This window comes from Actibacterium sp. XHP0104 (assembly GCF_025751515.1).
In the GTDB taxonomy this organism is placed as follows: domain Bacteria; phylum Pseudomonadota; class Alphaproteobacteria; order Rhodobacterales; family Rhodobacteraceae; genus Actibacterium_D.
In genome coordinates, this window is record NZ_JAOWLE010000004.1 from 187,617 (window position 1) to 213,250 (window position 25,634).

General features: G+C 63.4%; 26 protein-coding genes. 13 read left to right on the forward strand and 13 right to left on the reverse strand.

Features of this window, described 5'->3' with window-relative positions:
* Positions 1-6 precede the first annotated feature (6 nt).
* The gene (locus OE856_RS08560; RefSeq protein ID WP_263715662.1) at positions 7-855 is read left to right on the forward strand and encodes a methyltransferase domain-containing protein; all 849 of its coding nucleotides are present in this window, start codon (positions 7-9) and stop codon (positions 853-855) included.
* 19 nt (positions 856-874) lie between these two features.
* Complete coding sequence (gene hemH, locus OE856_RS08565) at positions 875-1,957, forward strand: ferrochelatase (protein WP_412174875.1); 1,083 nt, start codon at positions 875-877, stop codon at positions 1,955-1,957.
* Between the two features lie 61 nt (positions 1,958-2,018).
* Here hemH and OE856_RS08570 read toward each other — a convergent pair whose 3' ends face one another.
* Positions 2,019-2,198 carry a hypothetical protein gene (locus OE856_RS08570; protein WP_263715664.1) on the reverse strand — a complete coding sequence of 60 codons (180 nt, stop codon included), beginning with the start codon at positions 2,196-2,198 and terminating at the stop codon, positions 2,019-2,021.
* Positions 2,199-2,336: 138 nt separating this feature from the next.
* Positions 2,337-2,942 (reverse strand): L,D-transpeptidase, encoded by a 606-nt coding sequence (locus OE856_RS08575; protein WP_263715665.1) that lies wholly within the window; start codon positions 2,940-2,942, stop codon positions 2,337-2,339.
* Positions 2,943-3,096: 154 nt separating this feature from the next.
* On the opposite strand from OE856_RS08575, the gene OE856_RS08580 reads away from it, so the two are divergent.
* Positions 3,097-3,636, forward strand: coding sequence for a CAP domain-containing protein (locus OE856_RS08580; RefSeq protein ID WP_263715666.1), 540 nt, complete (start codon positions 3,097-3,099; stop codon positions 3,634-3,636).
* Between the two features lie 3 nt (positions 3,637-3,639).
* Here the strand turns inward: OE856_RS08580 and OE856_RS08585 are convergent, their stop codons facing one another.
* The 5 genes from OE856_RS08585 to OE856_RS08605 all read right to left on the reverse strand — a co-directional run bounded on the left by OE856_RS08585 (position 3,640) and on the right by OE856_RS08605 (position 8,173).
* Positions 3,640-4,140: a L,D-transpeptidase family protein gene (locus tag OE856_RS08585; RefSeq protein WP_263715667.1), complete on the reverse strand. Its 501-nt coding sequence runs from the start codon at positions 4,138-4,140 to the stop codon at positions 3,640-3,642.
* A gap of 74 nt (positions 4,141-4,214) precedes the next feature.
* Positions 4,215-5,429 carry a class I SAM-dependent RNA methyltransferase gene (locus tag OE856_RS08590; protein ID WP_263715668.1) on the reverse strand — a complete coding sequence of 405 codons (1,215 nt, stop codon included), beginning with the start codon at positions 5,427-5,429 and terminating at the stop codon, positions 4,215-4,217.
* Positions 5,426-6,577, reverse strand: coding sequence for a CCA tRNA nucleotidyltransferase (locus OE856_RS08595; RefSeq protein WP_263715669.1), 1,152 nt, complete (start codon positions 6,575-6,577; stop codon positions 5,426-5,428). The genes OE856_RS08590 and OE856_RS08595 overlap by 4 nt, the downstream gene beginning before the upstream one ends.
* On the reverse strand, positions 6,577-7,134 hold the full coding sequence (locus OE856_RS08600; RefSeq protein ID WP_263715753.1) for a CoA pyrophosphatase: 558 nt from the start codon (positions 7,132-7,134) through the stop codon (positions 6,577-6,579). The genes OE856_RS08595 and OE856_RS08600 overlap by 1 nt, the downstream gene beginning before the upstream one ends.
* A 31-nt stretch (positions 7,135-7,165) precedes the next feature.
* Complete coding sequence (locus OE856_RS08605) at positions 7,166-8,173, reverse strand: Hsp33 family molecular chaperone HslO (protein ID WP_263715670.1); 1,008 nt, start codon at positions 8,171-8,173, stop codon at positions 7,166-7,168.
* 76 nt (positions 8,174-8,249) lie between these two features.
* On the opposite strand from OE856_RS08605, the gene OE856_RS08610 reads away from it, so the two are divergent.
* Positions 8,250-8,684: an NUDIX hydrolase gene (locus tag OE856_RS08610; protein WP_263715671.1), complete on the forward strand. Its 435-nt coding sequence runs from the start codon at positions 8,250-8,252 to the stop codon at positions 8,682-8,684.
* Here OE856_RS08610 and OE856_RS08615 read toward each other — a convergent pair whose 3' ends face one another.
* On the reverse strand, positions 8,685-9,947 hold the full coding sequence (locus OE856_RS08615; RefSeq protein WP_412174878.1) for a PP2C family protein-serine/threonine phosphatase: 1,263 nt from the start codon (positions 9,945-9,947) through the stop codon (positions 8,685-8,687).
* A 169-nt stretch (positions 9,948-10,116) separates the two neighbouring features.
* Here OE856_RS08615 and OE856_RS08620 point away from each other — a divergent pair, with 169 nt between their 5' ends.
* The gene (locus OE856_RS08620) at positions 10,117-10,446 is read left to right on the forward strand and encodes an Hpt domain-containing protein (RefSeq protein WP_263715672.1); all 330 of its coding nucleotides are present in this window, start codon (positions 10,117-10,119) and stop codon (positions 10,444-10,446) included.
* On the opposite strand, the gene ilvA is transcribed toward OE856_RS08620, so the two are convergent.
* On the reverse strand, positions 10,443-11,690 hold the full coding sequence (gene ilvA, locus OE856_RS08625) for a threonine ammonia-lyase IlvA (RefSeq protein WP_263715673.1): 1,248 nt from the start codon (positions 11,688-11,690) through the stop codon (positions 10,443-10,445). The genes OE856_RS08620 and ilvA overlap by 4 nt on opposite strands.
* 189 nt (positions 11,691-11,879) lie before the next feature.
* Between ilvA and OE856_RS08630 the strand changes: the two genes are divergently transcribed.
* The 3 genes from OE856_RS08630 (at position 11,880) to msrA (ending at position 15,003) form a co-directional block, all read left to right on the forward strand.
* A complete protein-coding gene (locus OE856_RS08630; RefSeq protein WP_263715674.1) occupies positions 11,880-12,827 on the forward strand; it encodes a hypothetical protein in 948 nt (315 codons plus the stop codon).
* Positions 12,828-12,955: 128 nt separating this feature from the next.
* On the forward strand, positions 12,956-14,179 hold the full coding sequence (locus OE856_RS08635) for an argininosuccinate synthase (RefSeq protein ID WP_263715675.1): 1,224 nt from the start codon (positions 12,956-12,958) through the stop codon (positions 14,177-14,179).
* Positions 14,180-14,340: 161 nt separating this feature from the next.
* Positions 14,341-15,003 carry a peptide-methionine (S)-S-oxide reductase MsrA gene (gene msrA / locus OE856_RS08640; protein WP_263715676.1) on the forward strand — a complete coding sequence of 221 codons (663 nt, stop codon included), beginning with the start codon at positions 14,341-14,343 and terminating at the stop codon, positions 15,001-15,003.
* Between the two features lie 56 nt (positions 15,004-15,059).
* Here the strand turns inward: msrA and OE856_RS08645 are convergent, their stop codons facing one another.
* On the reverse strand, positions 15,060-17,318 hold the full coding sequence (locus OE856_RS08645; protein WP_263715677.1) for an NADP-dependent malic enzyme: 2,259 nt from the start codon (positions 17,316-17,318) through the stop codon (positions 15,060-15,062).
* Positions 17,319-17,477: 159 nt separating this feature from the next.
* Between OE856_RS08645 and mutS the strand changes: the two genes are divergently transcribed.
* Positions 17,478-20,093, forward strand: a complete 2,616-nt coding sequence (gene mutS, locus OE856_RS08650; protein WP_263715755.1) for a DNA mismatch repair protein MutS — start codon at positions 17,478-17,480, stop codon at positions 20,091-20,093.
* A 60-nt stretch (positions 20,094-20,153) separates the two neighbouring features.
* On the opposite strand, the gene OE856_RS08655 is transcribed toward mutS, so the two are convergent.
* Both OE856_RS08655 and hrcA read right to left on the reverse strand, forming a co-directional pair.
* Positions 20,154-20,672, reverse strand: a complete 519-nt coding sequence (locus tag OE856_RS08655; RefSeq protein ID WP_412174879.1) for a nucleotide exchange factor GrpE — start codon at positions 20,670-20,672, stop codon at positions 20,154-20,156.
* Between the two features lie 48 nt (positions 20,673-20,720).
* Positions 20,721-21,791, reverse strand: a complete 1,071-nt coding sequence (hrcA, locus tag OE856_RS08660; protein WP_263715679.1) for a heat-inducible transcriptional repressor HrcA — start codon at positions 21,789-21,791, stop codon at positions 20,721-20,723.
* A 117-nt stretch (positions 21,792-21,908) separates the two neighbouring features.
* Between hrcA and rph the strand changes: the two genes are divergently transcribed.
* Genes rph through OE856_RS08680 form a run of 4 tightly spaced genes read left to right on the forward strand, consistent with a single transcriptional unit; the run spans position 21,909 to position 24,738 of the window.
* Positions 21,909-22,625 (forward strand): ribonuclease PH, encoded by a 717-nt coding sequence (gene rph / locus OE856_RS08665; RefSeq protein WP_263715756.1) that lies wholly within the window; start codon positions 21,909-21,911, stop codon positions 22,623-22,625.
* A 1-nt stretch (position 22,626) separates the two neighbouring features.
* Positions 22,627-23,235, forward strand: a complete 609-nt coding sequence (gene rdgB, locus OE856_RS08670; RefSeq protein ID WP_263715680.1) for an RdgB/HAM1 family non-canonical purine NTP pyrophosphatase — start codon at positions 22,627-22,629, stop codon at positions 23,233-23,235.
* A 46-nt stretch (positions 23,236-23,281) separates the two neighbouring features.
* The gene (gene hemW / locus OE856_RS08675; RefSeq protein WP_412174880.1) at positions 23,282-24,385 is read left to right on the forward strand and encodes a radical SAM family heme chaperone HemW; all 1,104 of its coding nucleotides are present in this window, start codon (positions 23,282-23,284) and stop codon (positions 24,383-24,385) included.
* Positions 24,385-24,738: a YbaN family protein gene (locus OE856_RS08680; protein ID WP_263715682.1), complete on the forward strand. Its 354-nt coding sequence runs from the start codon at positions 24,385-24,387 to the stop codon at positions 24,736-24,738. Before hemW ends, OE856_RS08680 begins: the two co-directional genes overlap by 1 nt.
* Here the strand turns inward: OE856_RS08680 and OE856_RS08685 are convergent.
* The gene (locus OE856_RS08685) at positions 24,713-25,624 is read right to left on the reverse strand and encodes a ParB/RepB/Spo0J family partition protein (RefSeq protein WP_263715683.1); all 912 of its coding nucleotides are present in this window, start codon (positions 25,622-25,624) and stop codon (positions 24,713-24,715) included. The genes OE856_RS08680 and OE856_RS08685 overlap by 26 nt on opposite strands.
* Positions 25,625-25,634: the final 10 nt, after the last annotated feature.

The window sequence follows — 25,634 nt, forward strand, 5'->3', positions numbered from 1 at the left end:
TTGCCGATGACCCAAAGCCCCACCCTGACCGACCGCGCCGCGCTGGCCCGGTTTCGCGCCCGCGCCCAGCGCCGGGCCGAGCCCGCCCTGTTCCTGCATCAGGACGCCGCCGACGAGATCAAGGAAAGACTGACAGAGGTTAACAGAACCTTTACGGCCCCCGCCGTCGTGTCGGGTTTTCCGCAGGTCTGGGCCGATCTCATCCCCGGCGCGGTGCATGTGGCCGATGACGACATCCTGGCGCTGGAACCCGGCGCGCATGACCTGGTCATTCACGCCATGGGCCTGCACTGGGCGAATGATCCGGTCGGGCAGCTGGTGCAATGTCGCCGCGCGCTGCGGCCCGACGGGCTGTTTCTGGGCGTGCTGTTCGGCGGCCATACCCTGCACGAATTGCGCGCCGCCCTGGCCCAGGCCGAATCCACCCTGACCGGCGGCCTGTCGCCGCGCGTTGCCCCGATGGGCGAGATCCGCGACCTGGGCGCGCTGCTGCAACGCGCGGGCTTTGCCCTGCCGGTGGCCGATGGCGCGCCGCGGATGGTGACCTATCGGTCGGTCCTGCACCTGATCGACGACCTGCGCGCCATGGGCGAGGTCAACGCCCTGCACAACCGCCACCGCGCCACACCGCCCCGCGCCCTGTTCGCCGAAATGGCCCGTATCTATCACGAGGCCTATAGCCAGCCCGACGGGCGGATTCCGGCAACGTTCGAGACGATTTTCCTGACCGGATGGGCCCCCGATGACAGCCAGCAGAAACCCTTGCGCCCCGGCAGCGCAAAGGTGCGTCTGGCCGATGCCCTGAACACGAACGAGATCACCCTGCCCGACCCCGCGACCCCAAAGCGCGATTGACCCGCCGCCAAATGGGGTTATGTCGGAACCAAGACCCTTAACCGCCGAGGACCACATGACGGAAAAACCCGCCCACGCCCCCGCGGATCATCCCGCCCTGCCGCGCCCCAAGATCGGCGTTCTGATCGCCAACCTGGGCACGCCCGACGGCTATGATTACTGGCCCATGCGGCGGTATCTGAACGAATTCCTGTCCGACAAGCGGGTGATCGACTATCCGTCATGGAAATGGCAGCCGCTGTTGCAGGCGATCATCCTGACCAAGCGGCCGTTTTCCTCGGGCAAGGCCTATCAGTCGATCTGGAACGAGGAAAAGGGCGAAAGCCCGCTGATGACCATCACCCGCGACCAGACCGATGCCCTGCGCGCCGAGCTGGAGAAAACCTATGGCGCCGAAGTGCTGGTTGATTTCTGTATGCGCTACGGCAACCCCTCGACCAAATCCAAGGTGCAGGAGATGGTCGATGCCGGCTGTCAAAAGATCCTGTTCTTCCCGCTTTACCCGCATTACGCCGGCGCCACCTCGGCCACCGCGAATGACCAGTTCTTTCGCGCGCTGATGGATCAGCCCTGGCAGCCCGCCGCGCGCACGGTCGCGCCCTATTTCGACAACCCCGCCTATATCGACGCGCTGGCCCAATCGGTCGAGCGCGCCTATGCCGACCTGCCGAATGCGCCGGAAAAGCTGATCGTGTCGTATCACGGCATGCCGAAACGGTACCTGATGCAGGGCGACCCGTATCACTGCCAGTGCCAGAAAAACACGCGCCTGCTGCGCGAGCGGCTGGGCTGGTCTGACGCCCAGATCGGCACCACCTTTCAGTCAGTTTTCGGCCCCGAGGAATGGCTGCGCCCCTATACCGTCGAAGAGGTCGCCCGCCTGGCCCGCGAAGAGGGCATCAAGCGCATCGCCGTCATCGCCCCGGCCTTTTCCGCCGATTGCATCGAGACGCTGGAAGAGATCAACGAGGAAATCCGCGAAAGCTTTGAGCACGCGGGCGGGCAGGAGTTCACCTATATCCCGTGCCTCAACGACGAACCCGCCCATATCGCGATGCTGGCCGATGTGGTGCGCGAAAACCTGCGCGGCTGGATCAGCTGACCAGACAAGCAAAAAGGGCGGTGAAACCACCGCCCTTTTCGTAGATCGTAGCGTGCGCTGATTAGTTCGACGCGATCGCGGCAACAGCCAGCAGCAGCAGCAGCGGAACAACCATGCCGCCAGCCGACGACGAGGTTTCTTCGACGATAACTTCGGGCTCCATCACCGGCTCGGCCATGTTGCCGGCATAGGCGGTCGAGGCAGCAGCGGTCAGGGCAGCAGCGAGAACAAGTTTCTTCATTTTTTCACTCCAGAATGGGAACACGGGCGAACCTTTCGCCGCGCGAACACAAAGCGTGTATGTAAACATCACTAAACAGGAAGAAAAAGATATTTCAACTGGCGTTTTTGTCCAGCGTTCAAAGTTGCAAATATGTGGTCAAATCAGCAACACCTGTGTGCCCACCTTGGCATAGCCGAACAGCTCGGAAATATGCTCGTTATAGAGACCGATACAACCATTCGACGAACGGCGCCCGATCTTGCGCGTGTCATGGGTGCCGTGGATGCGGTAATAGGTCCATCCCAGATACAGCGCGTGGGTGCCCAGCGGGTTGTCGGGGCCGGGGCCGACATAGTCGGGCCATTCGGGGTTGCGCTTTTTCATCGACGGGGTGGGTCGCCATTCGGGGCCCTCGACCTTGCGCACCACCGAGGTGCGGCCACGACGGGTCAGCTCCTCTGACAGCGGCACGCTGGTGGGATACAGCTTGTAGGTCTCGCCATCCGCCGACCAGTAATGCAGCGCGCGCGAGGTCGTATCGACCAGAATCGCGCCGCCCTTGAGATTGGCAAAATAAGGCTCCCATTGCAGGGTGCGGAAGCTGGAAATGTTGTGCCGAACGATGCTCGACACCTCGGCCTCGATCTCGACCGAACCGGGCAGATCCTGCGCCAGCGATGGCCGGGCCACACCAGACAAAAGGGCCGCGCCCCCCGCCAGAAACGCCCGGCGGCTATTGATATCAAACGACCCCTTACCCATCACATGCTCCAGCTTGTGGCCCTGTTTCGCGGTATCTTATGGCTTTAGCGCCTCAGTCGCAAATCAAACACGCGGTTCTTGGCCGCCCATCATCGAACCGTTTGAACCATGCCACGCTTCGGGCTAGAGGTGGGACAAATAAGAGGTTCCGCCCATGCTGCGTCTGTTTTCGACCGTCATCTTTGCCGCCTTCACGCTGGCGGCCTGTACCACCACCGCGCCGCAATACGGGCCGGATGGCAAACCCTTGCCGCGCGTCTATCGCATTGCCGCAGGTGACACGGCCAAGATCCAGTATCGCATGCTTGATTCGGTCAACGCTCTGCGCCAGGTGCGCGGGGTTGCGCCGCTGCAGCTGAACGCCCAGCTGAACGCCGCCGCCGCCACCCATTCGCGCGACATGTCGGTGCAGAACCGGCCGTGGCATTTCGGCTCGAACGGCTCGTCGCCGATCGACCGCGTTCAGCGCGCCGGCTATCCGGGCACGATGCTGGGCGAAAACATCTCGGAAACCTACGAGACCGAGCTGGAAACCCTGGCCGCCTGGATGGAACAGCCCGACACCGCCAACGTGGTGATGGATGCGCGCGCCCGCGACCTGGGCTTTGCCTTCTTCCAGGAACCCAACGGCAAGATCTGGTGGACCATGGTCACCGGCGCGGGCACCGGCCTGTCGGCCACCGCCGGGTTCTGACCCTTAGGGAAAGATGTCGATGATGGTGCCGTTGGGCACCATCGACCACACCTGTTCAACCTCGCGATCCGTGACCGAGATACACCCCGCCGTCCAGTCGCGCGGCTTGCCCTTATGCTTGCCTGCCTGGCCGTGAATAAAGATATCACCGCCCGGCTTTTTCCCCAGGGCCTGCGCCGCCGCCACATCGGCGGTGTTGGGGTATGAGATGCCCAAGGACAGGTGGAACTGGCTGCGATGGTTGCGCCGGTCGATAAGATAGCGGCCCTCGGGGGTGCGGCCATCGCCTTCGAACTGCTTGTCGCCTTCGGGTGCGAACCCCAACGACACATCGTATTTCTCGAGGATTTTCTCGTGATGCATCAGATACATGCGCCGGTTGGCCTTCATCACCACCACGCGCGTGACCTCGGGGCCATCATACCGCGGTATTTGCGGGCTGGATGCACAGCCCGTCAGGGCCAAAGCCGCACCGGAAAGAACAAGCTCGCGCCGGGTGAACATGGAATACTGCCTTGCCTCGTTTTTTGTTGCGGCGCTTATACCGCATTTGCGGGCGGGCTTGAATCCCCCGCGTATCAGCCCCGGCTGAATTTCGCGGCCAGTTCGATATGCGGCGACCAGCGAAACTGATCGACCACCTGCACCCAGTCCAGCACGTACCCCGCACCCACCAGCAACGCCGCGTCGCGCGCGAATGTCACCGGGTTGCACGACACTGCCGCCACAACCGGCACCTCGGAGCGGGCGATTTGGCGCATCTGGGCCTCGGCCCCAGCGCGGGGCGGGTCGATGACCACGGCATCGAATCGCTTTAGCTCGTCCGGCATAAGCGGGCGGCGAAACAGGTCGCGGGTTTCGGTCGAGACCCGGCGCAGCCCCTGCGCCTGGCGCCAGCCCCGATCCAGCGCGGCCATCATCTCGGCCTCGCCCTCGACGGCATGCACCTCGGCCCGTTCGGCCAGCGGCAGCGAAAACGTGCCCGACCCGGCAAACAGATCGGCCACCGATTTCGCCGGCCCGGCGGCCTCGATCACCGCATCGGTCAGCGCCGCCTGCCCGGCCTCGGTCGCCTGCAAGAACGCACCGGCGGGCGGCACGACCACCGCCTTGCCGAACCGCTGCGCAGGTGCGCGGCGTTCGACCACAAGTTCGCCATTCCAGCTTAGCCGGGCCAGATCATATTGCTGCGAAAACGTGCCTAACTCGGCCCAAAGCGGCCCGTCCAACGGCTTGGCGTTGCGCACGGCCAGGTCAATTCCGGCCTCGGACCGGGTGAGGGTAAAGCTGATCTCGCCCTTGCGCGACCCGCCGATCGGGATCAGCGCCTCGAGCATCGGCAGCGCGGCCATCAGGTCGGGATGCAGCAGCCGGCAATCGGGGATCGGCACCACCGTATCCGAGGCCCGCGCATGAAACCCCAGGATCACGCCTTTTTTCGTCCGTCGCCCGGCCAGGGTCGCGCGCCGCCGCGATTGCGCGGGCGATGTGATCACAGGCCGCATCGGCGCCGACAGCCCCTGCGCCCGCAGCGCGGCCTCGACCACACTCTGCTTCCAATCGGCAACAAACCCGTCGCTGGCATGTTGCAGCGTGCAACCCCCGCAAGACTTGTAATGTGCGCAGGGCGGGCGCACCCGATCAGGCGACGGCGTCATAATCCGAGGCTGCGCGATGCGACCATCGGTGATCTCGCCCTCGACCACCTCGCCCGGCAGGGCCAGCTGCACGAAAACCGGGCCATCGGCCACCCCGTCACCAAGATGGCCAAGCCGTTGAATCGTAACGCTCATTCCGTGATTCCTAGCAATTCATCGCGGCCCAGCGCGAACCCCGACGCGATCCATCTCTGTTCCAACAACCTCAGCCGCGCGCCCAACGCCGGGCCTTGCAGCGCGGGCATCAGATCGGCGGCCTTGATTGGGAACTCTGCCGCCGCGCCTTGGGCCACGGCGGCCTGCCAGCCCTGCGGCAAGGGCTGCTCAAAAAGCGCACCGCGCAGCATCAGCGCATCGCGCGCCTCATCCGTGCCCAGCCGATAGCCCAGCGCCCCCGGCCCATCGGCCGACCCGATCGCCTCGCGCAACCGTTCATGTCGCGCCGCCTCGTCGCGACTAAGCCGCAAGGCCGCAGCCACGTCCTGGCCACTCAGCACAGCCAGGCGACGGATTGCATCAGGCGCAACGCCCTCTTCAAGATGCAGCAAAACCGGCAGGGCGCGCGCATCGGCCCCCGGCAAAACCCGCGCCAACACTCCGGCCTGCGCCATTGCCGCGACCGACGGCCCCGGATCGGGCGCCGAAAGCAGCTTTTTCATCTCGGCGCCCAAGCGTTCGCGCGAAAGTGTCTCTATTCCAGCCGAAAACGCCGCACAGGCCGCCAACCCGTCAGCATCCAGCCCGGCCTGCGGATCGCCATACCAGGCGTGAAACCGAAAGAACCGCAGGATGCGCAGGTAATCTTCGCGGATGCGCATCTCGGCATCGTCGATGAACCGCACCCGCCGCGCCTGCAAATCAGCCAACCCGCCCAGCGGGTCGATGATCTGCCCATCGGGGCGGGCATAAAGCGCGTTCATGGTGAAGTCGCGGCGATGGGCGTCGGCCTCGGGACCATCGGCATAGGCCACCACCGCGCGCCGCCCGTCGGTTTCGACATCGCGGCGAAAGGTTGTGACCTCGTGCGGGACGTGGTTCGAAACCACCGTCACCGTGCCATGATCAATGCCCGTGGGCACCGCCGCCAAACCGGCGGCGCGCACCACATCCATCACCTGTTCCGGGCGGGCATCGGTGGCGATATCCAGATCGCTGACCGGCGCCCCCAACAGCGCATTGCGCACACAACCCCCGACAAACAACGCCTGATAGCCCGCATCGGTCAGCGCCGCACAGACCGCGCGGGTCTCGGGCGCGCTGATCCAGGCCTCAGAGATGCGCATCAGTCGGCCATGCGCGCCGCCAGCCCACGCAGAATGCGGGCCGTGGCACCCCAGATGTAATAGGGGCCAAAGGGAACGGTGTAATAATACCGCCGTTGCCCCAACCACATCCGCGATTGCACAACAAATTGCGCCGGGTCGATCACATGCGCCAGCGGTACGGTAAAGACCTCATCCACCTCTCCGGCCTCGGGGATCGGGCGAAATTCTTGATGAATCAGGCCGAAAACCGGGGTTACGGTAAAGCTGGTGACGGTTTCATGGGACGGCAGCGTGCCCAGAATGGTCACGTTTTCAGAGGGCAAGCCAACTTCTTCGCGCGCCTCGCGCAGCGCCGCCTCGACCGGGCCGGCATCGATGTCATCCTGCTTGCCGCCCGGAAAGGCAATCTGGCCGGGGTGGTGTTTCAGCCGCGACGACCGCTTGGTCAGCAGCACGCGCGGCCTGTCATGATAGGTGGTCACGCCCACCAGCACCGAAGCCGGGCGCAGCACCCGCCCCGGCGGCGGGGCATATTGCGGGTTAAGGTCGAAGTCGGACGACCCGTCACCGGGCATCGTTAGCGCGGCGCGCAGGCGCGACAGGGTGTCAGTCGTCGTCACCCGGCGCCCCCTTGTCGGCCTCGAACCCCAGCGTTTCGGGATCAAGCACGTAATGCGCGCCGCAGAACTGGCAATCGGCGGTCACGATGCCCTCGTCCGTGGTCATATGCGCGATGTCCTTGGCCGAGTAGATCGACAGGCTTTCGCGCACACGCTCTTCGGAACAGGTGCAGCCGAACTTGATCGACTGCGAATCGAACACCCGCGGCTGTTCCTCGTGAAACAGGCGGATCAGCAGGTCGGTCGGCTGAACCGAGGGGCCGATCAGTTCCAGGTCTTCGACGGTATCCAGCAGGGTATTGGCGCGGATCCAGTTTTCCTCTTCGTCGCCGGTCAGCATATCCGCCGCGCGCAACAGGCCGCCATCGCCCGAACCACCCTCTTGCGCCACATGCGGCGAGGCCTTGGGCATATGCTGCAACATCACCCCGCCCGCGCGCCAATGTTCGCCTTGCCCAGCCAGGGTCGAGCGGCCAAAGCTAAGCGCGAACCGCGTCGGCAGCTGTTCGGACTGGGCGAAATAGGTCTCGGCGCAAGAGGCAAGCGACCCGCCGGCGATCGGCGTGATGCCCTGATAGGGCACCATGCCCTCGCCCTGGTCGATCAGGATTGCCAGATAGCCCTTGCCGATCTGGCTGAACGGATCTGCCGCAACCGGGTCAAGCCGATCCTCGTCATAAGACGCATAGGCCCGCACCCGGGCCGAGCGGCCGTCCTCGGTCGGGCCATAGTAATCAGTGGCAATCAGCCGCGCTGGCCCATCGCCGCGCACCTGCAACGACAGCTTCCACCGCAGCTTGATCGTCTGCCCGATCAGCGCCGTCAGCAGCGCGGCCTCGGCAACCAAAGCCTCGATCGCGGGCGGATAATCATGTTGCGCCAAAACCTGATCCAACACCCCGTCAAGCCGGGCAACACGGCCACGGATATCCGAGCGATCCAACTGGAAGGGCAGGACTGTATCGTCCCAGGCGATTTGAGATCCGAAAGACATGGGGTTTCCTTGCGTGCCTGTGCTTGGCATACCGCGACTATATAGGCGGCACAACCAGACACACCAAGGGGGCAGCATGATCAGACGGTTTGGCGAGGCGGTTCAGGCCGGAAAGCCCTATCGGGTGCGCCATGGCGCCTATGCGCTGCTGCCCATGGGCAACGGCCTGTTGCTCACCCATCAGGCTTATCCCTACCCGGAATTCCAGCTGCCCGGCGGCGGTATCGACCCCGGCGAATCCCCGACCGCCGCACTACATCGCGAGGTAATCGAGGAAACCGGCTGGCGCATCGCGGCGCCCCGGCGGATCGGGGCCTTTCGGCGGTTCACCTATATGCCCGAATATGAAATCTGGGCCGAGAAGGTCTGTCATATCTACCTCGCCCGCCCGGTGCGGCAACTGGATCTGCCCAGCGAACCGGGGCATCGCGCCGTCGTCGTGCCGGTGGCCCGCGCCGCCAATCTGTTGGGCAATGCCGGCGACCGTCATTTTGCCCGGATGTTGCTGTGATCACGGCCCTCCGTATTCGATCAGCACGGCCGACACGTCATCCGCCATCGGCGCGCTGCCCTGTCGCTCTGTCAGTTGCCAGTAGAGATCATCCAGAACTTCGGGCCCCGACAGGCGATGCGCATGGCTGATCATCTCGCGCAGACCGTTTTCCTCTAGCATCTCACCGTCGGCCTCTGCCTCGGTGAACCCGTCGGAATACAACAGCAGACGATCGCCCGGGCTAAGCCGGATCTCGAACGATTCATACTCGGCCCCCGGAATCAGCCCGACCGGCACGCCACCGTCACCGACAAATTCGATCCGGCCATCGGCGCGTTGCACCATCGGGTGCGGATGCCCGGCCTGCACCAGCTTGATCTGCCCGGTGGCCAAATCGGCGATGCCATAGGCCATGGTGAAATATTCCTCGACCCCCGAATCCGCCAATAACCGCTCGTTCAGCAACAGCGCCACCTCGTCGGGCGGACGCAGGGCAAAGAAGCGATCAAAGCGACGTTCAAGCGCGATGTTCTGTTCCAGGAACTGCGCATTCAGATAGCCGGCCAGCCGCGCCGTCATCAGCGCCGAAGTCACCCCGTGGCCCGACACGTCGACATTGTAGAACCCCAGCCGGCGCGGCCCCGGCGAGAACACCCCGACCAGATCGCCGCCCACATGGCCGCAGGGTTTCATCAGCATCGAAACCTGCGTCTTGCCGAATTGGCAGTGCCGCTCTGGCACCAATGACTCCTGGATCTTGCGCGCCTGGGTCAGGTCGCGATCAATGGTGTCATAGAGCAGCTGCAATTCGTTCAGTGCCGCGCTGATCATCTGCGTTTTGCGATTCAGCTCGTGCTCCATCATCAATACGCGTTCGCCCGCGATCAGCCGCGCGCGCAGCTCGCTGGCATTCACCGGTTTCGTCAGAAAATCATCGGCGCCGATCTCCAGCCCGTTCACGATCTCGCCGGTTTCCGATTTCGAGGTCAGCAAGATGAAATACCCGTAAGTATCGCGCGACAGGGCGCGAAACCGGGCGCAGAAATCCAACCCGGTCATGCCGGGCATCATCCAGTCGCTGATGATGAAATCGATCTGTCGCTGACGGCAGATATCCAGCGCCTCGCCGCCCGAACCGGCCTCGACCACGTCATAGCCCCAGCGCATCAGCGACGCGCGCAAGATGCGCCGCTGGGCGCGGCTGTCATCCACCAACAGCACCACCTTTGGTGAGGTGGCCACGGCATCAGGCATCGATGCCAGCGAATGTTTCTCGGCGATTGTCACGAAAGCCCCGGTTTGTCTGCCACTGCGACTCAGTCATGACAGCCCCGGCTTAACACCGCGTGAACGCTAAAATGCCAGCCAAATTCCCGGCGCCATTAGCAACTGCGTAACTTATGCCGGTCACTCTGGTCACGTGGGGTGCGCGGCAAGCCGGAGGGGTGGCATGATTGATTGGGACCGCGTTGTAGAGTTGAAAACAGAGGTCGGCGATGATGCCTTTGACGAGGTTGTCGACCTGTTTCTGGAGGAGACGGATGAAGAAATCGCCAAGCTGACAACTGGCGGATTAGCGGACGCATTGCCCGAGATTCTGCATTTCATCAAAGGCTCGGCGCTGAACCTGGGGTTTCAGGATCTGGCTGCGCTAAGCGCGCGTTGCGAAAAGGCGCTGGCTGGTGGGGGCACGGTCGATTGTGGCGAGGTGACGGAATGCTATCGCCTGTCGAAACAGTGCTTTCTGACCCGTATAGGCCGGTTGCAGCCCGCCGCCTAAAGCATGAACTGCGACAGCAATTCGTCGTCGGTGATGTCGCGATAGGCAAACCCGGCGGCGTCCAGCTTTTTGAACAGGGTGCGGAAATTCTCGGCATGGGTGGTCTCGATGCCGATCAGCACCGAACCAAAGTTTCGGGCCGATTTCTTGAGATATTCGAACCGTGCAATATCGTCATCCGGCCCCAGCAGTTGCAGGAAATCCCGCAACGCGCCGGGGCGCTGGGGCATGCGTAGAACCATGTATTTCTTGACCCCGTTATAGCGCTGGGCGCGCTCTTTCACCTCAGGAAGGCGTTCGAAATCAAAATTCCCGCCCGAGGTCAGGCAGACCACCGTCTTGCCGGCGATCTGGTCGGCCAGCTCGGGCAGGGCGTCGACGGCCAGGGCGCCGGCGGGCTCTAACACGATGCCCTCGATGTTCAGCATCTCAAGCATGGTCACACAGATCCGGTCTTCGGGCGCCAGCAGAACATGCCGGCGCGGAACGTTGCTCAGCACCTCAAAGGTCAGCGAGCCGATACGCGCCACCGCGGCCCCATCAACGAAACTGTCGACCTGTGGCAATGTCACGGGCCGCCCCGCCTCTAGCGCCGCGCTTAGCGATGCCCCGCCTTTGGGTTCGACAAAGCGGATCATCGTGCGGGGCGATACCTCTTGCAGATATTGCACCACACCCGCCGCCAGCCCACCCCCGCCCACCGGCAGGATCACCAGATCGGGCGGCCGGGGCAGCTCTTCGATCAGCTCAACCGCGACCGAGGCCTGACCCTCGATCACGTCACGATCATCGAAGGGCGACAGGAAATGCGCGCCCACCTCGGCGCAATAGGTCTGGGCGGCGGCAAGGGCGGTATCGAAATAGTCGCCCGTCAGGCGAATTTCGACACAATCTCCGCCGAAAACCCTGGTTTTCTCGATCTTTTGCTGGGGCGTCGTGACCGGCATGAAGATCACGCCGCGCACACCGAAATGACGGCAGACCCAAGCCACACCCTGGGCATGGTTACCCGCGCTGGCACAGACAAAGACACGCTGATCGGGCGCCTCGGCCAGGGCCTTGCGCATCGCGTTGAAAGCCCCGCGGATCTTGTACGACCGCACCGGCGACAGATCTTCGCGCTTTAGCCAGATCTCGGCGTCATAGCGCGCCGACAGGTGATCGTTGCGCTGCAGGGGGGTCGCGGCAAACACCTCACGCATGGCGCGGGCGGCATCCTGGGCCTGTTTTGAAAACTCTGGCATCTTGGCCCTCTTCTGGCTGCCGGCTTGGCGATCCTCTGCCGCGCTAGCGTGAACACCGGCAAGTTTCCGCACAAATCCGGGCCGAGCGCAACGTAAGCTCAAGGCATTTGCAACAATTTGCCATTGTATGGCCCCAATCCAAACTTAACCATTACCGGGAATTTTATTTCGAGACGCCGGAGGAACTCCATGAAAACCACTCTTCGAAACACAGTAAGTGCGCTGATCGTCAGCGCCATGGCGCTGGGCGCCGTATCAACCGTCAGCTTTGTTCTGACCGCAGATGAGGCATATGCCCGCGGCGGCGGCGGTGGTGGCGGCGGCGGCGGTGGTGGCGGCGGCGGTGGAAACGGCGGCGGCGACGGTGGCGGCAATGGCGGCGGCAACGGCGGCGGTAACGGTGGAGGAAACGGCGGCGGTAACGGCGGCGGCAAAGATAGCGGCAAGGATGCGGGCCATGGGGGCGGAAAGAGCTCTGGCAAGTCGTCCGGCAAGGCCAGCGGCAAATCCAACAGCAAGGCCAGCAGCAAGGCCGCTGAGAAAACCAACAATGGCCGCGGCAAGATCGCGTCCGAGCTGAAGGGCCTGAACGCAGCCCATGCCAGCCCGAACGCAATGGCCAACGCCAGCCCCAACAGCATGGTCGGCAAGGTTGCCACCTATCAGGCGGCTGTGCAGAACTCGCAAGCGATCGACAGCCAGCTGGGCGATAAGAAACAGGCCCTGGCCGATCTTGAGGCCGCCTATTCCGGCCGCACGTCGGGCGATATTCAGAGCGATATCGACGCCGTCAACGGCCAGATCAGCGATCTGGACCCCGAAGCGGAAAGCTATGCCGACGACCTGGCCGATCTCGAAGGTCAGCTGGGCGATCTGAACTCCGAGCTTGAAGGCGCTGTCGGCTATGAAACCCAGCACGAGGCGCTGGCCGGCGAGGTTGCCGATCTCGAGGCTCAGGCCGCGACCAGCCAGCAGGCCGAAGATGACGCGCTAAGCGCGGCCACCGGCGGGCGCGCCCTGTCGCCCGAGGCCAAGGCCGAGCTGCACGACATGCTGGGCCTTGAGGCCCCCGAGGCCGAAGAGGCCGGCGAGACTGGCGAAGCGGCCGAAACCGAAGAAGCCGCAACCAGCGAATAGATCAACACGGGGGCGATCACAGGGTCGCCCCCGCTTTTCGGCCGCGAACCCGGCCCACCCCTTGCCCACAAGGCAAAAAAGACATAAACGCCGCCCGAACCCGTATAATATCCGGAGGCGTTAGTCGCATGTCTGCCCCCAAGAAAGTTGTCCTGGCCTATTCTGGCGGCCTCGATACCTCGATCATCCTGAAATGGCTGCAAACCGAATATGGCTGCGAGGTCGTGACCTTCACCGCTGACCTTGGCCAGGGGGAAGAGCTGGAGCCCGCCCGCAAAAAGGCCGAGATGCTGGGCATCAAGCCCGAGAACATCTTTATCGAAGACGTGCGCGAGGAATTCGTGCGCGATTTCGTCTTCCCGATGTTCCGTGCCAATGCCGTGTATGAGGGCCTGTATCTGCTGGGCACCTCGATCGCGCGTCCGCTGATTTCGAAACGCCTGGTCGAGATCGCCCAGGAAACCGGCGCCGATGCCGTGGCCCATGGCGCCACTGGCAAGGGCAACGACCAGGTGCGGTTCGAGCTTAGCGCCTATGCGCTGAACCCCGACATCAAGGTCATCGCCCCCTGGCGCGAATGGGATCTGACCTCGCGCACCAAACTGATCGACTTTGCCGAAAAGAACCAGATTCCGATCGCCAAAGACAAGCGCGGCGAGGCCCCGTTCAGCGTCGACGCCAACCTGCTGCACACCTCGTCCGAGGGCAAGGTTCTGGAAGACCCCGCCGACGAGGCGCCCGAATACGTGTTCCAGCGCACCGTCAGCCCCGAAGAGGCCCCCGATCAGCCCGAGTTCATCGAGATCACCTTTGAAAAGGGTGACGCGGTGGCGATCAACGGTGTCGCCATGAGCGCCGCCACCATCCTGACCGAGCTGAACGAATATGGCCGCAAGCACGGCATCGGCCGTCTGGATTTCGTCGAAAACCGCTTTGTCGGCATGAAATCGCGCGGCATCTATGAAACGCCGGGCGGCACGATCCTGCTCGAGGCCCACCGCGGCATCGAACAGATCACGCTGGACAGCGGCGCGGGTCACCTCAAGGACTCGATCATGCCCCGCTATGCCGAGCTGATCTACAACGGCTTTTGGTTCTCGCCCGAGCGCGAGATGCTGCAAGCCCTGATCGACAAGTCGCAAGAGCACGTCACCGGCACCGTGCGCGTTCGCCTCTACAAAGGCGCCGCCTTTACCGTTGGCCGCTGGTCCGATCACAGCCTCTATTCCGAGGCCCACGTGACCTTTGAAGACGACGCCGGCGCCTATGACCAGAAAGACGCCGCCGGGTTCATCCAGCTGAACGCCCTGCGCCTGAAACTGCTGGCCGCGCGCAACCGTCGCCTGGGCTAAGACCCGCCACAAGATTTCAAACCGGCGATGCCCCGCGCACCGCCGGTTTTTCTTTGCCCGAATTGTTTCAGCCGTTCGCCATCGCGTGAGGTCACGGGCTTGTCAGTTCCCTGTCATCGCCGCCTGCCGTTAGCTAGTGCCCACAGCTACAGGAGACGGCCATGACAATGACCCTGCAAACCACCAAGACGCTGATCCTGGCCTTTGCCATCGCGCTGGGCCTGACCGCGCATTGCACCGCCGCCAGCGCCGCACCCAAGGAAACTGCAATCTTCGCGGGCGGGTGTTTCTGGTGCGTCGAAGCCGATTTCGAAAAGGTCGAAGGCGTGAAAAGCGCGGTGTCGGGCTATACCGGCGGCACGACCGTGAACCCGACCTACAAGGATGTCACGCGCGGGGGCACCGGCCATTACGAGGCGGTAAAGATTACCTATGACCCCGATCAGGTCAGCTATGAACAGCTGCTGCACCTGTTCTTCCGCAGCGTTGACCCGCTGGATGCCGACGGCCAGTTCTGCGATCGCGGCGACAGCTATCGCACGGCGATTTTCGTCTCTAACTCGACCGAACACGCCGCCGCCGAGGCCGCCAAGGCCAAGGCCGGCGCCGATCTGGGCAAGCGTATCGCCACGCCGATCCTGCCCGCCGCGCCGTTTTATGACGCCGAGGATTACCACCAGGATTACTATAAAAAGACCGAGCGCGTGCTGACCCGCTTTGGCCCCAAGACCAAGGCCGAGGCCTATAAACGCTATCGCCAGGCCTGTGGCCGCGATGATCGGGTGAAGCGTATCTGGAAAGACGCCGCCGCCTTTGCCAAATAGGCCGCGCGGCAAAGAAAAACCCCGGCAAGGCGCGCCCTGCCGGGGTTTTTGTTTTCTTAACCGATCTTGCTAGAGGCCAGCAGCGCCATGTTCAGGATGTCGTTGACCGTGGACACGGTCGAACAGATCTGAATCGGCTTGTCGACACCGGTCAGGATCGGGCCGATCACCGTGGCGCCGGCCATTTCCTGCATCAGCTTGACCGAGATAGACGCCGAGTGCCGCGCCGGAACCACCAGGATGTTGGCGGGGCCAGTCAGGCGCGAGAACGGGTAAAGCTTGCGCGCATTCTTGTTCAGCGCCACATCCACCGTCATCTCGCCCTCATACTCGAAATCGACACCCCGCTTTTCCAGCACCTGCGGCGCCAGATGCATCTTGTGGGCGCGTTCCGACATCGGGTAGCCGAAGGTCGAGAAGCTGACGAACGCCACGCGCGGCTCCAGGCCCAGACTGCGGGCCACGGCGGCGCTGCGCTCGGCAATATTGGCCAGATCGTTTTCGTCGGGCCATTCATGCACCAGCGTGTCGGCGATCAGCACGATCCGCCCCTTGTGCAACAGCGCCGTCACCCCAACCGCCCCGTCCGATGCCTTGGCGTCAAACACGTGGTTGATCTTGTCCAGCACCTGCGCCGAACGCCGGGTCGCCCCGGTGATCATGCCGTCGGCATGGCCATGTTCCAGCATCAGCGATGCAAACACATGACGGTCGCGCGACGCCATACGGTGGCTGTCGTGCATGTCGTAACCGTTGCGCTGCAGGCGCTTGTACAAGAAGTTGCGATAGCTATCGAGGTGCCGCGAGTTTGCAGCATTCACGATTTCCAGCTCGCGATAGGCGTCACCGATCCCGGCCTGCTCGAGCATACGGCGCACGTTGTCTTCGCGCGCGATCACCAGAGACTTGCCGTAACCGCCGCGCTGATACTGAACGGCGGCGCGCAGAACACGCTCGTTATCGCCTTCGGCAAACACGATCCGGGCCTGCGAAGATTTCGCACGCGCCGCGATGCCGCGCAGGATGCTGGCGGTCGGGTCCATCCGCGCCTTCAGCGATTCCTGATAGCCATCCATGTCGACGATCGGGCGACGGGCCACACCAGTATCCATACCCGCACGGGCAACCGCCGGCGGGATGATGTGGATCAGACGCGGATCGAACGGCGTCGGAATGATGTAGTCGCGGCCAAAGGTCAGCTTGCGGCCATAGGCCATCGCAACCTCGTCGGGCACATCGGCACGGGCCAGTTCGGCCAGGGCCTGGGCGCAGGCGATCTTCATCTCGTCGTTGATCGCGCGGGCGTGGATATCCAGCGCGCCGCGGAACAGGTAGGGAAAGCCCAGAACGTTGTTCACTTGGTTCGGGTAATCCGACCGCCCCGTGGCGACGATCGCATCGGCGCGCACCGAATGGGCCTCTTCCGGGGTGATTTCCGGGTCAGGGTTGGCCATGGCAAAGATGACCGGATTGTCGGCCATGCTGGCAACCATCTCAGGCGTCACGGCACCCTTTGCCGATACGCCCAGGAACACGTCGGCACCCTCCATCGCCTCTTCCAGGGTGCGGGCATCGGTCTCGGCCGCATGGGCCGATTTCCACTGGTTCATGCCCTCGGTGCGGCCCCTGTAGATCACGCCCTTGGTGTCGCACATGATACAGTTGTCGTGCTGAGCACCCATGGCCTTGATCAGCTCAAGGCAGGCGATCCCCGCCGCGCCCGCGCCGTTCAGCACGATGCGGCAATCCTCGATCTTCTTGCCCGAAATATGCAGCGCATTGATCAGACCGGCGGCACAGATCACGGCGGTGCCGTGCTGGTCGTCGTGAAACACCGGAATGTCCATCTCTTCCTTGAGCTTCTGCTCGATGATGAAACATTCGGGCGCCTTGATGTCTTCAAGGTTGATCCCGCCAAAGGTCGGGCCCATCAGCTTGACGGCCTTGATGATCTCGTCCGGGTCTTCGGTATCCAGCTCGATGTCGATGGCGTTGACGTCGGCGAAACGCTTGAACAGCACCGCCTTGCCCTCCATCACCGGCTTGGATGCCAGCGCGCCCAGATTGCCGAGGCCCAGAATGGCCGTACCGTTCGATATCACGGCCACCATGTTGCCCTTGACCGTGTAATCGTAAGCCGTGCCGGGATCGGCGGCGATTGCCTCCACCGGCACCGCAACGCCGGGGCTGTAAGCCAGCGAAAGATCCCGCTGGGTATTCATGGGTTTTGACGAGACGATCTCGTATTTCCCCGGGGTGGGTTCCAGATGATAGACTAACGCCTCTTCATCCGTAATCTTGTTATTGGTCCCCATCGCTTCCTCCTTATTTTTTATCCCTCCGTCATAGCGTCACAATTCTGAACCCTCAATAAAATATGGAAATCCGCTTTCCCCATTTTGCGCAGCCCTCTAATCTGTCGGCACATAAATTCGGGGGAAGTCGTGACGATCGCCAACGCAGCCGTGACGCCGATGATGGCGCAGTTTCTGGAAATCAAAGAGGCGCACAGGGATGCGCTTCTTTTTTACCGGATGGGCGATTTCTACGAGATGTTCTTTGACGATGCCGTCGCCGCGTCCGAGGCGCTGGATATCGCGCTGACCAAACGCGGCAAGCACCTGGGCGAAGACATTCCCATGTGCGGCGTGCCGGTGCATTCGTCCGAAAGCTATCTGCTGACGCTGATCCGTAAGGGCTTTCGCGTCGCGGTCTGCGAACAGCTCGAAGACCCCGCCGAGGCGAAAAAGCGCGGCTCGAAATCGGTGGTGAAACGCGGGGTTGTGCGGCTGGTCACCCCCGGCACCCTGACCGAGGAATCCCTGCTTGAGGCGCGGCGTCACAACTATCTGGCCGCCTTTGCCACGGTGCGCGATCAGGCAGCATTGGCGTGGGTCGATATCTCGACCGGCGCGTTTCGCGTCATGCCCTGCCCGCCCGCGCGCCTGTCGCCCGAACTGGCCCGCCTCGCCCCGCGCGAGGTCGTGATCTGCGACACAGATGACGCGGATTGGGCTGAAATAGTCACTGAATCGGGCGCTGCGCTGACCCCCCTGTCGCGCGCCAGCTTTGACAGCACCAATGCCGAAACCCGCCTGACCAGCCTGTTCGGCGTCGGCACGATCGACGCATTCGGCAGCTTTACCCGCGCCGAAATGTCGGCCATGGGCGCCATCGTCGATTACCTGGACATCACCCAAAAGGGCAAACTGCCGCTGCTGCGCCCCCCCGCGCGCGAGGCCATCACCCGCAACGTCCAGATCGACGCCGCCACACGCCGCAACCTTGAACTAACCGCCAGCCTGTCGGGCGGGCGCGACGGCTCGCTCTTGGCCTCGATCGACCGCACCGTCACCGCCGCCGGCGCGCGCCTGCTTGAACGGCGCATCTCCAGCCCCTCGCGCGACCTGCCCACCATCCACGCCCGGCTTGAATCGGTGCGTTTCATGGTGGAACAGTCTCGATTGGCCGAGACCCTGCGCGCCCACCTGCGCAAGGCCCCCGACATGGATCGCGCCCTGTCGCGGCTGGGTCTGGAACGCGGCGGCCCGCGCGACCTGGCCGCCATCCGTAATGGCTTGGCCCAGGCCGCCGATATCGCCGCCGACCTGCCAGAAACCCTGCCGCCCCTGCTGGCCGATGCCGCCACCGCCCTGACCGGCCACGATCAGCTGCTTGACCTGCTCGATCAGGCCCTGATCGCCGAGCCGCCCCTGCTGGCCCGCGACGGCGGCTTTATCGCGCCCGGCTATGACCCCGATCTCGACGATGCCCGCCAGCTGCGCGACGAAGGCCGCTGCGTCATCGCCCGGATGCAGTCCGACTATGCCGCCCAAACCGGCATTCAGTCGCTCAAGATCAAGCATAACAACGTGCTGGGCTATTTCATCGAAACCACCGCAACCCATGCCGAAAAGATGCTGTCGGCGCCGCTGTCCGACAGCTTTATCCACCGCCAGACCACCGCCAACGCCGTGCGCTTTACCACGGTCGAGCTGTCTGAAATGGAAACCAAGATCCTCAACGCCGGCTTTCGCGCGCTCGACATCGAAAAGCACCTGTTCGAACAGCTGCGCAACGCCATCCTCGACCACGCCGCCCAGATCGCCCAAGCCGCCAGCGCCCTGGCCGAGATCGACCTGGCTGCCGCCTTTGCCGACCTGGCCAGCGGCGAAAACTGGTGCGAACCCCATGTCGATGACAGCCGCGCGTTCGAGATCACCGGCGGCCGCCATCCGGTCGTCGAGCGCGCCCTGCGCAAACAAGGGGCCGAACCCTTCGTCGCCAATGACTGCGACCTGACCGCCACCGACACCGCCGCCGTCTGGCTGCTGACCGGCCCGAACATGGCCGGTAAATCGACATTCCTGCGCCAGAACGCGCTGACCGCCCTGCTGGCCCAATCGGGCAGCTTCGTCCCCGCCAGCCGCGCCCATATCGGGTTGGTCTCACAACTCTTCAGCCGCGTCGGCGCCTCGGACGACCTGGCGCGCGGGCGATCGACCTTCATGGTCGAAATGGTCGAAACCGCCGCCATCCTCAACCAAGCCGACGACCGCGCCTTGGTCATCCTCGACGAAATCGGCCGCGGCACGGCAACCTATGACGGCCTCTCGATCGCCTGGGCCACGCTCGAACACCTGCACGACGTCAACCGCTGCCGCGCGCTGTTCGCCACGCATTACCACGAAATGACCGCCCTGGCCGGCAAACTCCCCGGCGTCGAAAACGCCACCGTCGCCGTCAAGGAATGGCAGGGCGAGGTGATCTTCCTGCACGAGGTCCGCCGCGGTGCCGCCGACCGATCCTACGGCGTGCAGGTCGCCAAACTGGCCGGCCTGCCCGAGGCCGTCGTCGCCCGTGCGCGCGTGGTGCTGGAAGCATTGGAAAAAGGCGAACGCGAAGGCGGCCCGGGCCAAAAGGCCCTGATCGACGACCTGCCGCTTTTCGCGGCCACACCCGCCCCCGCCGCAACCCCGGCCAAAGACTCCGCCGCCCTCGACCGCCTGCGCGATATCCATCCCGACGGCCTGACACCGATCGAGGCGCTCAACCTGATCTACGAGCTCAAATCGCTCGACGACCAGTAGCCTTTTCATCTTGGATAAAATACCTCGGGGGGCACGGGGGGCTGGCCCCCCGCCCCGAAATCAGGATTTCGGCGTCGACGACACGCCAACCTGCGCCGGGCGCAGCAGGCGGTCGTGCAGCATGAAACCGCCGGTCATCACCTGAATAATGTCGCCAGCCTTGGTGCCGGGCACCGGGGCCTCGAACATCGCCTCGTGCATCTGCGGGTCGAACCTGTCGCCCACCTGCGGGTTCACCTGGGTCACACCATGCTTGGCGAACACATTCAACAGCTCGCGCATCGTCAGCTCGACACCTTCGATCAACGCCTTGTTGCTTTCGCGCTGGTCCTCGGGCACCGCCTCAAGCGCGCGGTTCAGGTTGTCGAACACCGGCAGCATGTCGCGCGCCAGTTTCGATCCGCCATATTGCTCGGCCTCGCGGCGATCACGATCGCTGCGCTTGCGCGAGTTCTCGGCGTCGGCCAGCGCCCGCATAAAGCGGTCGCGCAGCTCGTCGCGCTCGGCGCGCAGCGCCTCCATCTCGTCGGCTTCGCGCTCCAGCTCATCCAGGCCCAGCACGTCTTCGGTTTCGCCCATGTCGGTCAGATCGACCTGGGGCTCGTTCTTCTCAGCATCTGCCATCTTTTACCTCTTACCCCGATCAGAGATCAGTTTTCCGACCAGTTGGGCGGTGTAATCGACGATCGGGACAATCCGTCCATAGTTCAGCCGGGTCGGGCCGATCACCCCCACCGCACCAATGATCTTTCGGTCAGCGTTCATATATGGAGACACCACCAAAGAGGAACCCGAAAGTGAGAAAAGTTTGTTCTCGGAGCCAATAAAAATGCGCACGCCCTCGCCCTGTTCGGCCAGTTCCAGGAATTCGGCAATGTCGCGCTTGCGTTCAAGGTCGTCGAACAGGCTGCGTATGCGTTCCAGCTCTTCGGCGGCGGCCGCATCTTCCAGCAGATTCGACCGACCGCGCACGATCAGGCGTTCGTAATTCTCGCCGGCATTTTCCCAGATCGCCGCGCCGGTTTCGACCAGTTCGCGCGCCAGCACGTCCAGCTGTTGCCGACGCGCCTTGATCTCGCGCTCGACCACCACGCGCAATTCGCTCAGCGTGCGACCCTCGGCCAGCGCATTCAGAAAATTCGCCGCCTCGCGCATCGAGCTGGGCGTCTGCCCCATCGGCGGGGTGAAGACGCGGTTTTCGACGTGACCGTCGGCAAAGACCAGAACCACCAGCGCCCGGTCATGGCCCAGCGACACGAATTCGATATGGCGAATGGGCGCCTCGTGTTTCGGGGTCAGCACCAGACTGGCCCCATGGGTCACACCCGACAGGGCCGACCCGACCCGATCCAGCAAACTGCCCATATCGCGGTCATTATTGCCCAGTGTCGCGTCCAGCTTTTCGCGGTCGCCATCATCCAGATCACGCACCTCTAGCAGACCGTCGACAAACATCCGCAGCCCCAGCTGCGTCGGCACGCGCCCCGCCGATACATGCGGGCTGTCGAGCAGGCCCATATATTCGAGGTCTTGCATCACGTTGCGAATGGTTGCGGCGCTGACCTTTTCGCTCATCTCGCGGGTCAGGGTGCGCGACCCGACCGGGCCGCCACTGTCCAGATAACCCTCGACCACGCGGCGAAACACCTCGCGCGATCGCTCGTTCATCTGGTTCAGAATGTCCGCTCGGTCAGTCATCCGACCCCTTTCCGTACTGCCCCGCCATTAAAGAGGATGCGCTCGTGGCGTCAATCGGGCTTGCACCAGCGGCAAAGGCATGGGAACACACCGCCAATCAAAAAAGAGGATGACATGATGCGCCCGTCTGGTCGTGATGTAAGCGAAATGCGCTCGATTTCAATTGAAACCGGTGTGATCAAACATGCCGAGGGGTCTTGCCTGATCAAGATCGGCGACACCCATGTTCTGTGCACCGCCTCGCTGGAACCGCGCGTTCCGCCGTTTCTCAAGGGTTCAGGCCTGGGCTGGGTCACCGCCGAATACGGCATGCTGCCGCGTTCGACCGGGTCGCGGATGCGGCGCGAGGCCGCTGCCGGCAAACAAGGCGGCCGCACCGTTGAAATTCAGCGCCTGATCGGCCGCAGCCTGCGCGCCGGTATCGACCGCGTCGCCCTGGGCGAACGTCAGATCACCGTCGACTGCGATGTCATCCAGGCCGATGGCGGCACGCGCTGCGCCTCGATCACCGGCGGCTGGGTCGCGCTGCGCCTGGCGGTGAACAAGCTGATGAAGGCCGGCGATGTCATTTCCGACCCGCTGACCGATCACGTCGCCGCCGTGTCTTGCGGCATCTATGCCGGCCAGCCGGTGCTCGATCTGGATTACCCCGAGGATTCCGAAGCCGGCGTTGACGGCAATTTCGTCATGACCGGTGGCGGCCAGATGATCGAGGTGCAGATGTCGGCCGAAGGCGCCACCTATTCGCGCGCCCAGATGGATCACCTGCTGGATCTGGCCGACAAGGGCATTGCCGAGCTGGTCGCCGCCCAAAAGGCCGCCGTGGGGGAATAAGATGCGCAAGTTCGACAGCGATACCCTGCTGGTTGCCACGCATAACCAGGGCAAACTCGAAGAGATTGCCGATCTGCTGCGCCCCTATGGGATCGCTGTCACCGGCGCCGCCACGCTGAACCTGCCCGAGCCGGAAGAGACCGGAACAACGTTCATAGAAAACGCCCGCATCAAGGCCCACGCCGCCGCCAAGGCCACCGGCCTGCCCGCGCTGGCCGATGACAGCGGCCTTGCGGTCGATGCTTTGGGCGGCGCGCCGGGCGTCTATACCGCCGACTGGGCCGAAACGGGCGATGGCCGCGATTTTCCAATGGCCATGACCCGCGTCTGGGACGAGCTGGAAAAAGCAAACGCGCCCGCCCCGCGCGCGGCGCAATTCTGGTGCACCTTCGTGCTGGCCTGGCCCGATGGTCATGACGAGGTGTTCGAAGGCTTCGTCCCCGGCCAGATCACCTGGCCCATGCGCGGCGATCAGGGCCACGGCTATGACCCGATCTTTCTGCCCGACGGCTATGACATCACCTTTGGCGAAATGGACCGCTGGGAAAAGAACCGCATCAGCCACCGCGGCCGCGCCTTTGAAAAACTGGTAGCGGCCTTTGACCGCTGATTGGCAGAACGGGGGCTTTGGCCTCTATCTGCACTGGCCGTTCTGCATGGCCAAATGCCCCTACTGCGATTTCAACAGCCATGTCGCGGCCAGCATCGATCAGGATCGCTGGCAGCGCGCCTACCTGTCCGAAATCGACCGCATCGGTGCCGAAACCCGGGGCCGCGTTCTGAACACCGTGTTTTTCGGCGGCGGCACGCCCAGCCTGATGCAGCCCGAACTGGTCGCCGCGATCATGGATCGCATCCGCGCCACCTGGCCTACCGCCAATGATCTTGAGGTCACGCTCGAGGCCAACCCCACCTCGGTCGAGGCCGCACGGTTCATCGGATATCGCAATGCCGGGGTGAACCGGCTGTCGATGGGGGTGCAGGCGCTGAACGACGACGATCTGCGCCGCCTTGGCCGCCTGCATTCCGTGGCCGAGGCCCGCGCCGCGTTCGACATTGCGCGCAACACGTTCGATCGCGTCAGTTTCGACCTGATCTATGCCCGCCAAGATCAAACCTACGACGCCTGGCGCGCCGAGCTGACCGAGGCCCTGTCGATGGCCGTCGATCACCTGTCGCTGTATCAGCTGACCATCGAACAAGGCACCGCCTTTGGCGACCGTTATGCCCGCGGCAAACTGCGCGGCCTGCCTGATGAGGACGACGCCGGCGATTTGTATTTCCTGACGCAGGACCTATGCGAAAAGGCGGGGATGGAGGCGTATGAAGTCTCTAACCATGCCCAAAACGGCTCTGAGTCACGTCACAACATGATCTATTGGCGCTATGGCGATTACGCGGGCATCGGGCCCGGCGCCCATGGTCGCGTGACGATAGACGGGCAACGCTATGCAACCGATACCGGACTTTCGCCCGCCAACTGGCTGGAACAGGTCGAAAAAACAGGAAGCGGCGAACAGTCGCGCAGCGCGATCTCTGGCGCCGATCAGGCCGCCGAATACCTGATGATGGGCCTGCGCTTGCGCGACGGTATCAGCCTGGCCAGATACGAATCGCTGGCAGGAAAGCCACTAAATACAAACAATATCAATCGCTTAGCTGATATAGAGATGGTATCGCATCAAGGCGACTCGCTGCGCTGCACCCCCAACGGGCGTGCGGTTCTCAATGCCGTCTTGCGCGACCTGCTGCCGGACTGATGCGAGCGGTGTGGTTGATATCAGGGCTGATCTGCGTTGGCCTGGGCATGGCGGGCATCTTCCTGCCGCTGCTGCCAACCGTGCCGTTCATGCTGCTGGCCGCGTTCTGCTTTGCGCGCTCGTCCGAGCGGCTGCACAACTGGCTGCTGATGCACCCGCGGTTTGGCCATCACATCGTCGATTGGCAAGAACGCGGCGCCATCACGCGCCGCGTCAAATGGATCGCAACAGTCTCTATCCTTGCGACTTTCGCGATTTCCCTAGCCCTGGACCTGCGCCCACTGGTGCTGGGCATTCAGGCCGTCACACTGGGCTGTGTGCTGCTGTTTATATGGTCCCGGCCCGAGGGCTAGCGCTAAGCATCCGGCACAGCTCGTCCAGCTGATCAAGATCGGCATAGCTGATCGTGATCTTGCCGGCCTCTTGCCCTGGCGGATGGTCAATCGCCACCTTCATTCCCAGATTTGCAGCCAGATCCAGCTCTAGCGCGCGGGTGTCGGCGTCTTTCTCGCCGCTGGGCGCGGAAACGCGCGGCTTTGACGCCACCGGTTTCGGCCCCTTAGCCAGCTTTTCGGTCTCGCGCACCGACAACCCGCCGGTAATAACCTGACGCGCCAGCGCGGCAGGATCGTCGGTGGTGATCAGCGCCCGTGCATGGCCAGCGGTCAGCTTGCCCTCGCGCAGATAGTCCTGCACCTCATCGGGCAGCTGCAACAGCCGCAACAGGTTGGCGATATGACTGCGCGATTTGCTTAGCGCATCGGCCATCTTTTCCTGGGTGTGACCAAAGCGATCCATCAGCTGACGATAGCCCTGCGCCTCTTCGATCGGGTTCAGATCGGCGCGCTGAATGTTCTCGATGATCGCAACCTCAAGAACCTCGGTGTCGTCGAATTCACGCACCAAAACCGGAATCTGATGCAGCTGCGCGCGCTGCGAGGCACGCCAGCGACGCTCACCGGCCACAATCTCATAGGTGCCAGCCTGGCGCGGGTTGTTGCGCACGATCAGCGGCTGGATCACGCCCTTTTCACGGATCGAGGCGGCCAGCTCTTCCAGTGCCTCTTCGGCGAAATGGCGGCGCGGCTGATCGGGGTTGGGCACGACGCTTTCGATCGGCACCAGCATATCGGCGCGGCGCGGGCGGTCTTCGGTCGCGGGCGCCTCTTCGTTCATGTTCACATCGGCGATCAGCGCCGACAGGCCACGGCCCAGGCCACGTCTTTCGGGTTTTTTCATCAATCTTCCC

Excerpts from the sequence above, each read along its gene's own strand:
- OE856_RS08645 (WP_263715677.1), bottom strand. The coding sequence starts at position 17,318 with ATGGGGACCAATAACAAGATTACGGATGAAGAGGCGTTAGTCTATCAT.
- OE856_RS08620 (WP_263715672.1), top strand. The coding sequence starts at position 10,117 with ATGATTGATTGGGACCGCGTTGTAGAGTTGAAAACAGAGGTCGGCGAT.
- OE856_RS08570 (WP_263715664.1), bottom strand. The coding sequence starts at position 2,198 with ATGAAGAAACTTGTTCTCGCTGCTGCCCTGACCGCTGCTGCCTCGACC.
- hrcA (WP_263715679.1), bottom strand. The coding sequence starts at position 21,791 with ATGACTGACCGAGCGGACATTCTGAACCAGATGAACGAGCGATCGCGC.
- rdgB (WP_263715680.1), top strand. The coding sequence starts at position 22,627 with ATGCGCAAGTTCGACAGCGATACCCTGCTGGTTGCCACGCATAACCAG.
- OE856_RS08680 (WP_263715682.1), top strand. The coding sequence starts at position 24,385 with ATGCGAGCGGTGTGGTTGATATCAGGGCTGATCTGCGTTGGCCTGGGC.
- OE856_RS08685 (WP_263715683.1), bottom strand. The coding sequence starts at position 25,624 with ATGAAAAAACCCGAAAGACGTGGCCTGGGCCGTGGCCTGTCGGCGCTG.
- OE856_RS08580 (WP_263715666.1), top strand. The coding sequence starts at position 3,097 with ATGCTGCGTCTGTTTTCGACCGTCATCTTTGCCGCCTTCACGCTGGCG.
- OE856_RS08595 (WP_263715669.1), bottom strand. The coding sequence starts at position 6,577 with ATGCGCATCTCTGAGGCCTGGATCAGCGCGCCCGAGACCCGCGCGGTC.
- mutS (WP_263715755.1), top strand. The coding sequence starts at position 17,478 with ATGATGGCGCAGTTTCTGGAAATCAAAGAGGCGCACAGGGATGCGCTT.
- OE856_RS08560 (WP_263715662.1), top strand. The coding sequence starts at position 7 with ATGACCCAAAGCCCCACCCTGACCGACCGCGCCGCGCTGGCCCGGTTT.
- OE856_RS08635 (WP_263715675.1), top strand. The coding sequence starts at position 12,956 with ATGTCTGCCCCCAAGAAAGTTGTCCTGGCCTATTCTGGCGGCCTCGAT.
- rph (WP_263715756.1), top strand. The coding sequence starts at position 21,909 with ATGCGCCCGTCTGGTCGTGATGTAAGCGAAATGCGCTCGATTTCAATT.
- OE856_RS08575 (WP_263715665.1), bottom strand. The coding sequence starts at position 2,942 with ATGGGTAAGGGGTCGTTTGATATCAATAGCCGCCGGGCGTTTCTGGCG.
- OE856_RS08655 (WP_412174879.1), bottom strand. The coding sequence starts at position 20,672 with ATGGGCGAAACCGAAGACGTGCTGGGCCTGGATGAGCTGGAGCGCGAA.
- OE856_RS08585 (WP_263715667.1), bottom strand. The coding sequence starts at position 4,140 with ATGTTCACCCGGCGCGAGCTTGTTCTTTCCGGTGCGGCTTTGGCCCTG.
- ilvA (WP_263715673.1), bottom strand. The coding sequence starts at position 11,690 with ATGCCAGAGTTTTCAAAACAGGCCCAGGATGCCGCCCGCGCCATGCGT.
- hemH (WP_412174875.1), top strand. The coding sequence starts at position 875 with ATGTCGGAACCAAGACCCTTAACCGCCGAGGACCACATGACGGAAAAA.
- hemW (WP_412174880.1), top strand. The coding sequence starts at position 23,282 with ATGGCCAAATGCCCCTACTGCGATTTCAACAGCCATGTCGCGGCCAGC.
- OE856_RS08610 (WP_263715671.1), top strand. The coding sequence starts at position 8,250 with ATGATCAGACGGTTTGGCGAGGCGGTTCAGGCCGGAAAGCCCTATCGG.
- OE856_RS08605 (WP_263715670.1), bottom strand. The coding sequence starts at position 8,173 with ATGTCTTTCGGATCTCAAATCGCCTGGGACGATACAGTCCTGCCCTTC.
- msrA (WP_263715676.1), top strand. The coding sequence starts at position 14,341 with ATGACAATGACCCTGCAAACCACCAAGACGCTGATCCTGGCCTTTGCC.
- OE856_RS08630 (WP_263715674.1), top strand. The coding sequence starts at position 11,880 with ATGAAAACCACTCTTCGAAACACAGTAAGTGCGCTGATCGTCAGCGCC.
- OE856_RS08590 (WP_263715668.1), bottom strand. The coding sequence starts at position 5,429 with ATGAGCGTTACGATTCAACGGCTTGGCCATCTTGGTGACGGGGTGGCC.
- OE856_RS08600 (WP_263715753.1), bottom strand. The coding sequence starts at position 7,134 with ATGCCCGGTGACGGGTCGTCCGACTTCGACCTTAACCCGCAATATGCC.